The sequence below is a fragment of the Xylanibacter brevis ATCC 19188 genome, from assembly GCF_000621725.1.
GTDB lineage: Bacteria > Bacteroidota > Bacteroidia > Bacteroidales > Bacteroidaceae > Prevotella > Prevotella brevis.
The window spans coordinates 23,364-37,752 of sequence record NZ_JHXM01000013.1; the positions used below are offsets into that span (position 1 = coordinate 23,364).

At 46.9% G+C, this 14,389-nt stretch carries 15 protein-coding genes; 9 read left to right on the plus strand and 6 right to left on the minus strand.

The window, feature by feature from the left end; translation table 11 throughout:
• The first annotated feature begins 31 nt into the window (after positions 1-31).
• From T433_RS0108450 to T433_RS0108470, 5 genes are all read left to right on the plus strand, one after another.
• Positions 32-661, plus strand: coding sequence for a hypothetical protein (locus tag T433_RS0108450; protein ID WP_027450082.1), 630 nt, complete (start codon positions 32-34; stop codon positions 659-661).
• Between the two features lie 78 nt (positions 662-739).
• On the plus strand, positions 740-1,036 hold the full coding sequence (locus T433_RS0108455; RefSeq protein WP_027450081.1) for a hypothetical protein: 297 nt from the start codon (positions 740-742) through the stop codon (positions 1,034-1,036).
• 11 nt (positions 1,037-1,047) lie between these two features.
• On the plus strand, positions 1,048-1,347 hold the full coding sequence (locus T433_RS0108460) for a cell division protein ZapA (protein WP_027450080.1): 300 nt from the start codon (positions 1,048-1,050) through the stop codon (positions 1,345-1,347).
• Positions 1,348-1,375: 28 nt separating this feature from the next.
• Positions 1,376-2,917: a ribonuclease Y gene (gene rny, locus T433_RS0108465; RefSeq protein ID WP_155808442.1), complete on the plus strand. Its 1,542-nt coding sequence runs from the start codon at positions 1,376-1,378 to the stop codon at positions 2,915-2,917.
• Between the two features lie 111 nt (positions 2,918-3,028).
• Positions 3,029-3,685: a DnaJ domain-containing protein gene (locus T433_RS0108470; protein ID WP_027455504.1), complete on the plus strand. Its 657-nt coding sequence runs from the start codon at positions 3,029-3,031 to the stop codon at positions 3,683-3,685.
• On the opposite strand, the gene kdsB is transcribed toward T433_RS0108470, so the two are convergent.
• A complete protein-coding gene (gene kdsB / locus T433_RS0108475; protein ID WP_027450077.1) occupies positions 3,663-4,409 on the minus strand; it encodes a 3-deoxy-manno-octulosonate cytidylyltransferase in 747 nt (248 codons plus the stop codon). The genes T433_RS0108470 and kdsB overlap by 23 nt on opposite strands.
• A 121-nt stretch (positions 4,410-4,530) precedes the next feature.
• Here kdsB and T433_RS0108480 point away from each other — a divergent pair, with 121 nt between their 5' ends.
• From T433_RS0108480 to T433_RS0108495, 4 genes are read left to right on the plus strand one after another with little or no spacing between them, the layout of a single operon-like run.
• On the plus strand, positions 4,531-5,652 hold the full coding sequence (locus T433_RS0108480) for an MORN repeat-containing protein (protein ID WP_027455505.1): 1,122 nt from the start codon (positions 4,531-4,533) through the stop codon (positions 5,650-5,652).
• Positions 5,653-5,684: 32 nt separating this feature from the next.
• Positions 5,685-6,131 carry a NanQ anomerase/TabA/YiaL family protein gene (locus T433_RS0108485; protein ID WP_027450075.1) on the plus strand — a complete coding sequence of 149 codons (447 nt, stop codon included), beginning with the start codon at positions 5,685-5,687 and terminating at the stop codon, positions 6,129-6,131.
• Between the two features lie 4 nt (positions 6,132-6,135).
• Positions 6,136-8,172, plus strand: coding sequence for an alpha amylase C-terminal domain-containing protein (locus T433_RS0108490; protein ID WP_027455506.1), 2,037 nt, complete (start codon positions 6,136-6,138; stop codon positions 8,170-8,172).
• Positions 8,172-9,335, plus strand: coding sequence for a DUF6057 family protein (locus T433_RS0108495; protein WP_027455507.1), 1,164 nt, complete (start codon positions 8,172-8,174; stop codon positions 9,333-9,335). The genes T433_RS0108490 and T433_RS0108495 overlap by 1 nt, the downstream gene beginning before the upstream one ends.
• Positions 9,336-9,430: 95 nt before the next feature.
• Here the strand turns inward: T433_RS0108495 and T433_RS0108500 are convergent, their stop codons facing one another.
• The 5 genes from T433_RS0108500 to T433_RS0108520 all read right to left on the minus strand — a co-directional run bounded on the left by T433_RS0108500 (position 9,431) and on the right by T433_RS0108520 (position 14,223).
• On the minus strand, positions 9,431-9,865 hold the full coding sequence (locus tag T433_RS0108500; protein ID WP_027450072.1) for a biotin/lipoyl-containing protein: 435 nt from the start codon (positions 9,863-9,865) through the stop codon (positions 9,431-9,433).
• Between the two features lie 18 nt (positions 9,866-9,883).
• Positions 9,884-10,036: a hypothetical protein gene (locus T433_RS16700; RefSeq protein ID WP_169735261.1), complete on the minus strand. Its 153-nt coding sequence runs from the start codon at positions 10,034-10,036 to the stop codon at positions 9,884-9,886.
• 12 nt (positions 10,037-10,048) lie between these two features.
• Positions 10,049-11,614 (minus strand): acyl-CoA carboxylase subunit beta, encoded by a 1,566-nt coding sequence (locus T433_RS0108510; RefSeq protein WP_027450071.1) that lies wholly within the window; start codon positions 11,612-11,614, stop codon positions 10,049-10,051.
• Between the two features lie 8 nt (positions 11,615-11,622).
• A complete protein-coding gene (gene mce / locus T433_RS0108515; RefSeq protein ID WP_027455508.1) occupies positions 11,623-12,027 on the minus strand; it encodes a methylmalonyl-CoA epimerase in 405 nt (134 codons plus the stop codon).
• Between the two features lie 159 nt (positions 12,028-12,186).
• Positions 12,187-14,223, minus strand: coding sequence for a DUF4842 domain-containing protein (locus tag T433_RS0108520; protein ID WP_081778427.1), 2,037 nt, complete (start codon positions 14,221-14,223; stop codon positions 12,187-12,189).
• Between the last annotated feature and the right edge of the window lie 166 nt (positions 14,224-14,389).

Below are 14,389 nucleotides of genomic sequence, written 5' to 3' on the forward strand. Positions count from 1 at the left end.
CGTATCTTTGCACACAATTTATTTTGAAATTATGAGCTTTTTAACTAATTTGTTTGGCCGTAAGGCACAAGAAACAGAAGCGAAAATTGGTGGCATGGAAGACTTCATGACATTGATTCGCGTATATTTTCAGGCAGAGATAGCTGCAGATCTTGGTATTTCTAATTTGGCGGCTTTGCCCGACCTGCGTGTGTTTAAAACCACTTTAAAAGTGCCTACTCAGGGCGGTAAGCTGGGCGTGGCCGAAAAGGCACGCTGCAAGAGAATTTTAAAGGATATGTATCAGATGGACGATCTGTTCTTTAAGGAGATTGATCAGAGCATTCGTCGTCGCTGCAAGAAGATACAGGATGTGCAGACCTATTTATTACAATTCCAGGCATTTGTACAGGACGTTATGATGTTGACAGGCAATTTGATGAAGATGAAATTGCGTCTGCCCAGCTTCTTCAAGAAGGCCTTGTATGCAATGACGGAAAAGACTGTTCATGAGATATTTACCAAAAACGATTATACAGACTCTGGTGTCATCAAGACGGTGCTGTCTGTGCGTGAGTATAATAAGCGCTTGGGCTTCTCTGAGAAGTGGGTCACAGACTTTGTATATCGCGTTGTGATGCTTGCAAAGAAGGAGAAAAATACTCAAAAGGTAGATAAATAATTAATAAACATTAAAAAAACGCTATAAAAGTTATAGTTTAATCTTTTTTTTCTACCTTTGTAAGGAAATAATTTAGTCATGAATCAGAACGAGAAGGTTTTAGCAGACTTCCAGACTCGCGTACGGCAGTTGATTCTCCGTTTCCAAGAAATTAAAAAGGAAAACGGTGACTTGTATGCCATGGTCGAGGAGAAAGAGGCTGAAATTGAGTCCTTAAAGGAACAAATGGCTCAGAAAGATCATGACTACCAATCGTTGAAGATGGCCAAGATGTTGGAGATAACCAGCGGCGACCTCGAAGGCGCCAAGGACCGCGTGGCCAATCTGATACGAGATGTGAATAAATGCATTGCTGTTCTTAGCGGTGATAAGTAAAGACGGAAGCGATGGCAGAAGGAAGTAAAGAGAAACTTAATATAACATTGCACGTGTACGATGAAGACATTCATGCTACGATTGATCGTGCAGATGAAGAATTCTATCGTGCAGCTGCAAAGTTGATATCAGAGCGATATGGCGCCTATGCGCAGGTTTTCGCCGGTATTAAAAGCGATCATACGATTGCTTTGATGACTTTGGTGGAAATTGCTCTGCGATATGAAAAGGAACTAGGTAAGAATGATACCGTTCCTTATCGGGATATTCTCTCGCAACTGACTTCTGAGATTGAAGAAGTCATCAAGTGAGAGAATATTAACTTTACATATTTTTTATATGGAAACATCTATTATGATTTTTGTTGCTGTTGCTGCGTTGGCTGCTGGCGTGGCAATAGGATATTTCATCTTTTTGAAAGTAGTTAGAGGAAAGGCGCAACAGATTATTGATGCCGCACAAAAAGATGCCGAAGTGATTAAGGAAAAGAAGTTGTTGGAGGTGAAAGAGAAGTTCCTCAACAAGAAGAGTGAACTGGAAAAAGAGGTCCAACAGCGTAACCAGCATATCCAACAGAGTGAGAATAAGCTGAAGCAGAGAGAAATCTCTCTGAACCAACGTCAGGAAGAGTTGGGACGTCGCAAGAATGAGCTGGATAACCAGCAGCAGCGTATTGACAACGAGAAGCGCTCTTTGGCTATTAAGCAGGAGGAACTTGATAAGATGCAGCAGAAAGAGCGCGAGAAGCTGGAGGAACTTTCTGGTTTGAGCGCCGAAGAGGCAAAGAACAGATTGGTGGAAGCCATGAAGGACGAAGCGCGTACAGACGCTGCTGCCTATGTCAATGAGATTATGGACGAGGCAAAACTCAATGCCAATGCACAGGCCAAGAAGATTGTGATCCAGACAATCCAGCGCGTTGCTACTGAGACTGCTGTCGAGAACTCTGTATCGGTGTTCCATATTGATAACGATGAAGTAAAGGGTCGCATCATTGGTCGTGAGGGTCGTAACATCCGTGCTCTTGAGGCTGCATGCGGCGTTGAAATTGTGGTCGATGACACACCCGAGGCTATCGTTATTTCAGCCTTCGATCCTGTGCGTCGTGAGACCTGTCGCCTAGCCCTCCATCAGTTGGTAAGCGATGGACGTATCCATCCCGCCCGTATTGAAGAAGTGGTGACCAAGGTGAAGAAGCAGTTGGATAACGAGATTATCGAAACTGGTAAGCGTACAGCTATTGACCTGGGTATTCACGGATTGCATCCCGAGCTGGTTCGTATCATTGGTAAGATGAAGTATCGTTCAAGTTACGGACAGAACTTGCTGCAGCATGCCCGCGAGACAGCCAACCTTTGTGCTGTCATGGCATCTGAGCTTGGCTTGAATCCTAAGAAAGCAAAGCGTGCCGGACTTCTGCATGATATTGGTAAGGTGCCCGACGAGGAGAGCGAGATGCCTCACGCACTCTATGGCGCCAAGATTGCCGAGAAGTATAAAGAGAAACCCGATATTTGTAATGCTATTGGTGCTCACCACGATGAGATGGAGATGCAGACCTTGCTGGCTCCTATTGTTCAGGTGTGTGATGCAATCAGTGGTGCTCGTCCTGGTGCCCGTCGTGAAATCGTGGAAGCCTACATTAAGCGTCTGAACGACCTTGAGGCCATTGCGATGAGCTATCCTGGTGTAACGAAGACCTATGCTATCCAGGCTGGTCGCGAGTTGCGTGTGATTGTCGGTGCTGACAAGATGGACGATGCAGAGACCGAGGCACTGAGTGGCGAGATCGCTACAAAGATTCAGAACGAGATGACCTATCCTGGTCAGGTGAAGATCACGGTGATCCGTGAGACTCGTTCTGTTGCTTACGCTAAGTAAATTATTCATTCTTTCAGATAAAAAGAGCCTTTAGTTTTCGACTAAGGCTCTTTTTTCATGCCCATGGCATGTTTTTTGCTGATATTTGAGTAAAAAAAGGAGGATTGTATTATGGCATTTATTGATTATTACAAGATCTTAGGTGTAGATAAAAACATCCCTCAAAAGGATGTGAAGCGAGCCTACTTGAAGCGCGCTAAGCAGTTTCATCCGGACCTTCATCCCGATGATCCGAAAGCAAAGGCAAAGTTTCAGGCATTAAACGAGGCTTATGACGTGATCGGTGATCCAGAAAAACGTAAGAAGTATGACCAGTATGGTGCACAGTGGAAAGAAGCTGATGCATTCGGAGGTGGCGGATTTGGCGGTTTCTCGGGTGCTGGCGGACGCGGTGGAGACTCTTTCGATGGTTTTGACTTCTCCGCATTCTCTAATGGTCAGGGCGGATTTAGTTCGTTCTTCGATAGCCTCTTCCGTGGCGGAATGGGGAATATGGGCGGTCGTGCTCATCACGCCCCTACAGACACCCAGGCCTCGGTGTCTATCGACATGTACACAGCCCTGCTTGGTGGTGATGTCATTGTGGCCACGCAAGATGGAAGAAAGCTGAAACTAAAAATAAAGCCTGGCACTCAGCCAGGCTCTAAGGTTCGTTTGCGCGGTAAGGGATCGAATGGTACGGACTTGATTATCACGTTCAATGTGACACTGCCCACCAACTTGTCTCTTCGTCAGCAGGAACTGCTCAAACAGATGCAGCAAGGATAAACTGCTCGGCTCGCTGCAAATCTTCGGGGGTGTCAATACCAACGGTTTCTACGTCGGTAAGTCCAACCTTGATGCGATAACCGTTTTGCAACCAGCGCAACTGCTCCAGGCTCTCGGCTAACTCCAGTGGGCTTTGGGGCAGTTTTGTTATTTCTGACAGCACTTCGCGTCGATAGGCATAAAGTCCAATATGCTTGATGAAGGGGAAGTGCTTGATCCATTCCTTTTGTTCTTTTCCTCTGATATAAGGTATCACACTTCGACTGAAGTACATGGCATAGCCGTTGACATCGCAAATGATTTTAGGTGAGTTGGGATTCTCTACGGCCTCCATGGTTTCAAAGGGTTTTCCCAGTGTTGCAATCTGAGTCTGTGGGTCGTCAAAGAGATGCTTGACGGTTTCTAGCTGGCTCTTCTGGATGAAGGGCTCGTCACCTTGTATGTTGATGATGACGTCAGCATCAGTCTTGATTTTCTGTGCAGCCTCCTCAATGCGGTCTGTTCCACTTTTGTGGTCATTGCGAGTCATGACAGCGCGTCCGCCAAACTGCTCAACAGCCTTGAAGATGCGCTCATCATCGGTGGCGACGTAGGCTTCACCTAATACGTTGACAACCTGTTCGTAAACTCTCTGAATAACTGTTTTTCCGCCCAGTATGGCAAGGGGCTTCCCAGGAAAACGGGTAGAAGCATAGCGGGCGGGGATAATACCAATAAATTTCATCGTTTATATGTTTTTACGACGCAAAGATACTAAAAATTCATAATTCATAATTCATAATGAGTGATTAATTTGTCAACAACACATTTTTTTAGTAATTTTGGGGCAAATAAAGATAAAGACTATGAATATACGAGATATATTGTTGACATTAGGTTTTTCTTTTTTGATGTGCCCAGTGCACGCCCAGAAAATCACTCTAGGTTCATGTATTACAAAGGATAAGGGCGAGTATAATGGAGAGATGTCTGCTGGAAAGCCAAATGGAAAAGGGAAAACCGTATGGAAGAATGGTGACGTTTACGAAGGAGAGTATGTGAAAGGTAAACGCGAAGGTTTTGGTATCTATATCTTCCCCGATGGTGAGAAATACGAAGGTCAGTGGTTGCAGGACCATCAGCATGGTCAGGGCACCTATTACTTCCAGAATAACAATAAATATGTAGGTCTGTGGTATTGCGATTATCAGCAGGGACATGGTATTATGTACTACTTTAATGGCGATATCTATAATGGCAGTTGGAAAGAGGACAAGCGTGAAGGCAAGGGTAAGTACACTTTTGCCAGCGGTGCCTATTACGACGGTGAATGGAAAGCTGACAAAAAGAGCGGAAAGGGCTATTTCTATTGGTCGGACGGCTCATCGTACGACGGCCAGTGGCTTGACAATAAGCGCAACGGCGAAGGTACCTATAAATATGCTGACGGCGATGTCTATGTAGGTCAGTGGAGAAATGACGTGCAGCATGGCAAGGGCATCTATCGTTTCCAAAATGGAGATATCTATCAGGGCGATTATGTTCGTGGTCAGCGTACTTGTCAGGGCGTTATCAACTATGCCAACGGCGACAGATATCAAGGTCAGTTGCGCGATGGTGACAAAGAAGGCCAGGGCACGGTAACCTGGAAAAATGGCGATAGCTATACCGGAGAATGGCATGCTGACAAACCTACAGGACGCGGCAAACTGGTCACCAAGCAGGGAGACACCGTCGAAGGACAGTTCAGCAATGGTGAACCCAATGGAGAATGTATCGGTCATCTGGCCGACGGCTCCAAGTTTAAAGCCATCTTCAAGAATGGAAAGCGTAATGGCTTTTCTATTGAGGAGAAAAACGATGGAACACGCTTTGAGGGCAACTATGTAGATGGTCACAGAGAAGGCAGTTTCGTCGAGAAAGATAAGAACGGCAAGGTAACGGCTAAAGGCTCGTATGTCAACGGCCGTCGCCAGTTGGATGAATAATGTTTAGAACAAACTTTAAAACTTAGACTAATATGATTATTGATACGCTTGAGAACCTAGAGAAATACGTGGCTGTTAATCCTTTGTTTAAGAAGGTCGTAGCCTTTCTTCGTGAGAATGACCTCATGACACTTGCAGAAGGTAAACATGTGATTGATGGTGATGATCTGTTTGTGAATATCCAGGTGGCTAAGGGCAAGACTCCCGACGAGGCCGTGATAGAGACCCATCGTAAGATGGTTGACATACAGATACCTCTTGACGGTATGGAGACTTACGGCTACACGCCTTTGTGCAATCTTCCTGACGTGCCATATCAAGCTGAGAAGGACATCACGAAATATCCTGGACAGATGGCCGATAGCTTTATAGACTGTCAACCTGGTATGTTCGCCGTCTTCTTTCCTCAGGATGGTCATGCTCCCTGCATTTCAATGGCACCGACAATCAAAAAAGCTATCTTTAAAGTAAAAGCATAAAACTATGGCAACTACTAAAAAAACAACTGAAATCCAGCATATTGGACTTGTGCAAAATGACAGTTGGCTGGAACCTTTTGAAGACGCTATACGTGGGCGTCATGAGCACGCCGTATGGAAGTTGAACCAATTGACTCGAAATGGCAAAAAGACATTGAAAGACTTTGCATCAGGACATCTTTACTTCGGACTCCATAAGCTACTAAGAGGATGGGTGTTTCGTGAGTGGGCTCCTAATGCAACAGAGATATACCTGATAGGCGACTTCAACGATTGGAAGGAGACCGAGAAGTATAAGTTGAAGCGTATTGAAGGCACAGGAAACTGGGAACTGAAACTGAAAGAGCGTGACCTGAAGCATGGACAGCTCTACAAGATGAAAGTAAGATGGAATGGGGGAGAGGGTGAACGCATTCCTGCTTGGTGCCGCCGAGTGGTGCAGGATGAAAATACCAAGATATTCTCTGCTCAGGTATGGAATCCGGCTGTCCCCTATGAGTTTAAGAAAAAGAACTTCAAACCCAAGAAATCCCCCCTGCTCATCTACGAATGTCATGTGGGTATGGGACAGGATGCCGAGAAAGTAGGTACCTATAATGAATTCCGCGAGAATGTGTTGCCTCGTGTGGTCGATGATGGTTATAACTGCATTCAGGTGATGGCCATCCAAGAGCATCCCTACTATGGTTCTTTTGGCTATCACGTGTCATCGTTCTTTGCACCATCATCGCGCTTCGGCACGCCAGAAGAGTTGAAGCAGCTCATCGACGAGGCCCATAAGAAGGGCGTGGCAGTGATTATGGATATCGTTCATTCGCATGCTGTGAAGAACGAAATTGAAGGTTTGGGCAATCTGGCGGGCGATCCCAATCAGTATTTCTATCCTGGTGACCGTCATGAACATCCAGCATGGGATTCTCTTTGCTTTGACTACGGCAAGGACGAAGTGCTGCATTTCCTGCTTTCAAACTGTCGCTATTGGCAAGAGGAGTACCATTTTGATGGCTTCCGATTTGATGGCGTGACATCCATGCTCTACTATAGTCATGGTTTGGGAGAGGCTTTCTGTGGTTATGGTGACTACTTCAATGGACACGAGGATGATAATGCCATCTGCTACCTCACGCTGGCCAATAAGCTGATACACGAGGTCAACCCTGATGCTATTACCATCGCCGAGGAGGTCAGTGGTATGCCAGGTTTGGCAGCCAAGTTTGAGGATGGTGGCTATGGCTTTGATTATCGTATGGCGATGAACATTCCTGATTATTGGATTAAGACCATCAAGGAACAGCCAGATGAGAACTGGAAGCCTAGCTCAATCTTCTGGGAGGTGAAGAATCGCCGTCCAGATGAGAAGACCATCTCTTATTGTGAGAGTCATGATCAGGCATTGGTAGGCGACAAGACCATCGTCTTCCGTCTGATAGATGCTGACATGTACTGGCACTTCGCTAAGAAGGATGTCAACGGTGTTGCTGAGCGAGGCATTGCGCTCCATAAGATGATACGTCTTGTGACGGCGGCAGCCATCAATGGCGGATACCTGAACTTCATGGGTAACGAATATGGTCATCCGGAATGGATCGACTTCCCTCGTGAGGGTAATGGGTGGAGCTATAAGTATGCACGACGTCAGTGGAATCTGGTTGACAACAAAGATCTCTGTTATCACTGGTTGGGCGACTTCGACCGCGAGATGCTTCGTGTGATTAAGAGTGTTCGTAACTTCCAGGCAAAACCCATTGTTGAGATATGGCACAACGACGCCGATCAGGTGCTGGCCTTCATGCGAGGTGACTTGATATTTGTGTTCAACTTCTCTCCGACACAGTCGTTTACAGACTATGGCTTCCTGGTTCCCACGGGTTCCTATGATGTCGTGTTGAATACAGACTCACCGGCATTTGGCGGACATGGATTTGCCGATGATTCGGTGACGCACTTCACAAACTATGATCCTCTCTATGTTAAGGATCATAAGGAGTGGTTGAAACTATATATTCCTGCGCGTTCAGCAGTAGTTCTGAAGAAAAACTAATGAGAAGAGATTATTCAAATCATAAGAACGGCACGACCACTGTCAAGGTGGCCTGTGCCGTCTGTTTTTGGTTGTTTTCGTTTGTCTGGCTCTATGCTTTCCAGGCAGATGTGTTAGCTGTTTCCCAGCACATTCTAAGTGATGGTGCAACGCATTATAACCGTTCGCTTGGCGCCATCTTCATCACCTTGGCATTATATCTGCTGCAGTTGGTGGTCTCTTTGATTCTCCGTCAGTCCAAGCGGTCGTATGCCTTGACTTATCTGCCATCAATGTTGTTTCTGGCTCTTATCTCAGACTTCAACTTTGACGATCATCTAGACTATTCGTTGGGCGACTGGAAATGGCTTATACCATTAGTGCTTCTCTTATGGGGAGCATGCGTATGGTTGTCTAAGCAGTTGCTGACTTTCGAGAACCAGAACAATGTGAATAATGCCTATTTCTCACGAGATGTATGGCAGAATGTCTTGATACTGCTCGTGATGGTGCTGTTTGTGACGTTTAGTACCAACACCAATGCGGTGTTCCATTTCCAGGCTCATGCAGAAACGTCGTTGTTGCATGGTGATGACGATGAAGCGCTGCATGTCGGCGCAAAGTCGCTAGAGACCAATGCCAGCTTGACCATGTTGCGAGCATTTGCTCTTTCTAGAAAGGGCGAGATGGGCGAGCACCTATTTGAATATGCCCTAGAGGGGAAGAGCACCGATCTGTTGCCATTAAAGGACAGCCAGAGCCGTCTGTTGTTGCTGCCGGCGGATTCTATCTATAAGCATCTTGGCGGCAGACCCAAGCGCCCCATTGATGTATGGCAGTACCTGAACGCCGTCGAGCGCGACTCGTTTGCGACGCGTGCTGTGGCCGACTATGTGCTTTGTGGCTTTTTGATGGATAAGAACCTGAAAGCGTTTGCACATGCTCTGCCGCGCTATTACGAGATTTCGGATTCTGTTAGCTTGCCTCGTCACTATCAGGAAGCGATGGTCATGTATCGCTCTATCCAAGGTGATACGGTCATTGCCCGTCAGGATTCTTTGGTATATGACCAGTGGGTGGCCATACGTGATCTGAAGAAACAGATCCCTGACAAGTCTGCACGTCGTCTTCGTGCATTAGAACGTCATCGTGGCAGTTACTTCTATTATTATCTCTACAAATAACAGCACGGATCGCCTCTTAGGCATTCGTTGATGAGAAGAAAAAAAGGCTGGTTCCATTTGCGAACCAGCCTTTCTTCTTTGTATAGAACTTATTATTATTCGATAACGATAAGTGCGTCGTCTTCCATAACGCTTTCGCCAACCTTTACACAGATAGCGGTAACGGTACCAGCTTTTTCTGCTGCTAGGTTGTTGGCCATCTTCATAGCCTCGAGCACAACAACGGTGTCGCCTACGGCTACCTGGTCACCTACGGCAACCTTGATGTCTGTGATAACACCGGGCAGGGGAGCTTTCACGGCGTTGTTCTTGTTCACGGCCTTGCTAGTAGCTTCACCACCTTCTGCGGGGGCAGAAGCAGCTGCTGCGGGCTTGCCGAGCACAGGCTTCTTCTTCTCAGGTTCAGCCTGCTTCTCAAGTTCTACTTTGTATTCTTCGCCATTTACTGTCACGCATACGAGGTTATCCTCGATGTCGCCTACAGCAACTTCATACTTTGTTCCGTTGATGGTATACTTATATTCTTTCATCTTTGTTTGAATCTTGATTTATGGATGTGCTGTCATTGTCTGTGCATAACCATTCCACTGTGTGGGATGCTCAGCAATTGTGATGATGCCGGGCTCTATGTCGTGGACATTATTGCCAAGGTGCTCGTGCAGAGCCATTGCAATAGCAGCATAAACTTCGTTCGTTTTCATATGCGGTTCTGATTACATTGGAATGTTACCATGCTTCTTAGCGGGCAGGGCGTCGCGTTTTGTAGCGAGCTGTGCCAGTGCGCGGCAGATGCGGAAACGTGTGTTGCGTGGTTCGATCACATCGTCGATGTAGCCGTACTTAGCAGCCTGATAAGGATTAGCGAAGAGCTCGTTGTACTCTTCCTCCTTCTCAGCGATGAAGGCCTTAACATCTTCGCCAGCTTCCTTCTTGGCCTTTGCTTCTTTAGCGTAAAGAACGGCAGCAGCACCAGAGGCACCCATCACGGCGATCTCGGCAGAAGGCCATGCATAGTTCAGGTCGGTGTGGAGCTGCTTAGAACCCATTACGATGTGTGAACCACCGTAAGACTTACGCAGTGTGACTGTGATCTTGGGCACTGTAGCCTCACCGTAAGCGTAGAGCAACTGGGCACCGTGCAGGATCACTGCGTTGTACTCCTGACCTGTACCGGGCAAGAATCCAGGTACGTCAACGAATGAAACGATAGGAATGTTGAAGGCGTCGCAGAAGCGTACGAAGCGTGCACCCTTACGTGAAGCGTTCACGTCGAGCACACCAGCGTAGCATGAAGGCTGGTTGGCAACGATACCTACGCTCTGACCGTTGAAGCGAGCGAAACCTACGATGATGTTCTTAGCGAACTTAGGCTGTACTTCAAAGAACTCTCCGTTATCAACAACGGCACCGATGACCTTGTACATATCGTATGCCTCGTTGGGGTTCTCGGGGATAATCTCATTGAGCATGTCCTCCATACGGTTGATGGGGTCGTCGCACTTCTTGCGAGGAGCCACCTCCATATTGTTTGAAGGAATATATGACAGGAGGGTCTTGATCATCTGCAGACCTTCCTCCTCGGTCTTTGCCGTGAAGTGTGTCACACCCGACTTGGTTGCGTGAACGCTGGCACCACCCAGGTGCTCCTGGTCGATGTCCTCGCCCGTAACGGTCTTCACCACCTTAGGACCGGTGAGGAACATGTATGATGTGCCTTCCATCATCAGGGTGAAGTCGGTCAGGGCAGGGCTGTAAACAGAGCCACCAGCGCAAGGACCAAAGATACCGCTGATCTGAGGAATCACACCTGAAGCCAGGATGTTACGCTCGAAGATCTCGGCAAAACCTGCCAGAGAGTTGATACCTTCCTGAATACGTGCGCCACCCGAGTCGTTGATGCCGATAACAGGTGCACCCATCTTCATGGCCATATCCATGACTTTGCAAATCTTCTGGCTCATGGTCTCAGAAAGAGAACCGGCATGAACGGTGAAGTCCTGTGCAAATACATATACCAGACGTCCGTCGATAGTACCTGAACCAGCTACAACACCGTCGCCCAGGAACTGCTTCTTCTCCATGCCGAAGTTGTGACAACGATGCTCCTTGAACATGTCGTACTCCTCAAAAGAGCCTTCGTCGAGAAGCATTTCGATGCGCTCGCGTGCTGTATATTTACCACGGTCGTGTTGCTTTTGAATGGCTTTCTCACCACCACCGAGACGAGCTTGTTCGCGCTTCTCGATGAGTTGTTTGATCTTTTCTAATTGCTTGCTCATAATTATTATTAATGTTCACATAATTCTGTCAATATACCACATGTTGATTTGGGATGGAGGAAGGCGATGTTCAGATTCTCGGCACCCTTTCTTGGAGCCTGATCGATGAGACGTACACCTTTCTCGCTCACTTCTGCCAGTGCGTTGGCAACGCCATCCTCTATGCAGAAGGCTACATGATGAACACCCTTGTTACCTTTGTCGAGCCATTTCTGAATGGTGCTCTCAGGTGATGTGGGCTCAAGCAGTTCCAGCTTTACCTCGCCACATTTTAAGAATGCAGTTTTCACTTTTTGGTCCTCAACGGTCTCAATGTTGTAGCACTTCAAGCCCAGCACGTTCTCAAAGAATGGCAGGCTCTCTTCAATGCTCTGTACAGCAATGCCCAGATGCTCAATGTGTGAAATTCTCATAATCGTATCATTTAGATTAATAAAATTGTGGCACAAAGGTACAAAAGATTAATGAATTTCTGCTTCTTTTTGGTCTTTTTTATCAAAAAAAAGAGAGATTATTGCGTGTTGTGAGCAATAATCTCTCTTTGTATAGCATATTAAGACTATTTCATTGTTTTACTCATTGTTGGGGTAAACCTTTTCTGTGTTGATGTCCAGATACCAGTAGATGGTCTGGTCGTTGGTCTGAACCCACTCTGTGAACTTGCTGTAGGCATCCTTGATGCAAACGGTCTCCAAGGGATATGCAAAGTTCAAGGGGACGATGATTGCATAGGGAGGCTCGCCAGCTGTTGTGGGAACAGTGATTGTCTTGCCTGTGGTGAGGTTTTTCAGCTTGATGGTCTTCAGGAAGTCCTCGATGCTCAGGTCTGCTGCCACCTCGAAGTCTTCGCTGATAGGCTCGAACGAATCCTGACCTGTCTTGGTGTTGATAAACGTAGAACCAGGTGTGACGTTGAAGAGCTCATGCACCTCTTTACTAGCCAGCATAGCTTCGTCATAGCCGGGAATCTCAAGCTGCAGCAGGTCGTCGGCACCACTTGCCACGAGGCTCAGTCTGATGGTTGTCTCGTTGATGCGTGAAGCCTGCAGCACAATGTCGTTCATGTCGTAGTCGGCAGAAGCCAGGCGGTCTTCGAAACACATGGTATAGAGCGATGCTTCGGGGGCGGGTGACTCGTCGATGGTCTTTGCACCCTGAGATACTTCCAGAATCATGTCGCAGAAGTTACAGTCAGAACCATCCTCAAAGCAGAGGTATGTACGGTCGTTGGCGCTGAACACTGCGATACGTGGGCTGTCGAACTGCATGCCGTTGGTCGTCTTACCATAGCGCAGATCGTCTTTGGCATTGGGGTCGTTCTTTCTGATGGTTGCTGCCAATTTGGTGTCGATGGCCGACAGGTAGTGACCATGTAAGTGGTTCACCTCTACGTTCAAACGACCGTCGCCATAGGTGCAACCGCTGGTGCAGTCCTGTTCTGTCTTGCCGGCGTAGCCCTTTCTGTTCAGGAAACCAATCTTATAGCCCTTGGGGATAGCCAGTCCTGCAGAGGCAGTCGCGCCATTTTCCAGTGTGCCATTACCATAGTAGGGGAGCAGGTAGGCCTTGTCTCTGAAGAAGTTAGACTTGTTGGCCAAACCTTTCATGGCCTTGAACTTTGGCAGAGCCTTGATATAGTTGGCTTCCTGCTCAGAGGTCATGCCTGCAGTCTTGGCAGGGTCGAAATAGTAATAGTAAATATTATTGTTGTTGCCTTCAGAGGTTCCCATCTGAACGGGTGTTACAATCAGGGGCGTTCCATCGCTGATGAGGTAGTTGTTGTTGATGATAAAGTGATCATTGCCCTCAGCAATGAGTTCCCAGTTGTTGCTTCGTCCGTTGGTGGGGTGCAGACCGCCCAACTTCTGGAGGTATGCATCGCAGATAGCCTTGACGGTGGTCATGTCGACGGTCTCTTTGATTTCCTTGTAGATGCCGTTCTCTGTGATCTTCCAGTCACCATCGGTTTTGGCCTGTGGAGACCAGAGACGATCGTTGGCCCATGAAGCGTCGTACAGATTCATGTAATAGAAATCGTTGGTACCATCGTTCACCATAATCTGATGCGTCTCGCTGTTGAGGGTAGCCTCGGCACGAAGTGCATTGAAAGACTTGACAGGTTCGCCCAGTACGATAGAGCTGGCGGCGGGATATGTGTATTCGGCAGCACGAGCTCTGCGTGATTCGGCTACTTCACCGAAGTCAACTTCTGCATCTTGCAGTCCGAACGACTGTACGTAGTAGACGCCTTTATCGTTGACACAGGCAGCAATCAGTCTGTCGTAAACGTTGGGTGCATCGTATTTCAATGTCACATAGCGTCCGTTGACGATTTCTGCTTCATTCAGTACTCTTGCATTAGGATTGCCGAAAGGTGATTCGGTCAGAATCTGCACCTTTACGATGTTGTTGAGAGGGGCATTAGCGATGATTTTCACTGAGCCTTGGTTAATAGAACTCCAATCTTGTCTAACAATTTGGCCTAAAACGTTCTCTGCGTTCTGTTTGATAGCCTTGCTGTCATCGCCTTTGTATAGATTTGTTTCGTGGTCAATACAGCTGGTTAATGTTAAACTAGTAACTGCAAGTAAAGATAATAACTTTTTCATATTTTTGTTATCGTTTATATTTTCTTTGCACCGTTAATGACTATCTAGTAAGTCCTTACAATTTTATAAGAATGGTGCAAAATTACAAAAAAATACTGAAACAAAAGCGCAATTTCTGATTTTTTTTCATTTGGGCGCTAATTTGTTGATATTGTGAGTTGTACGA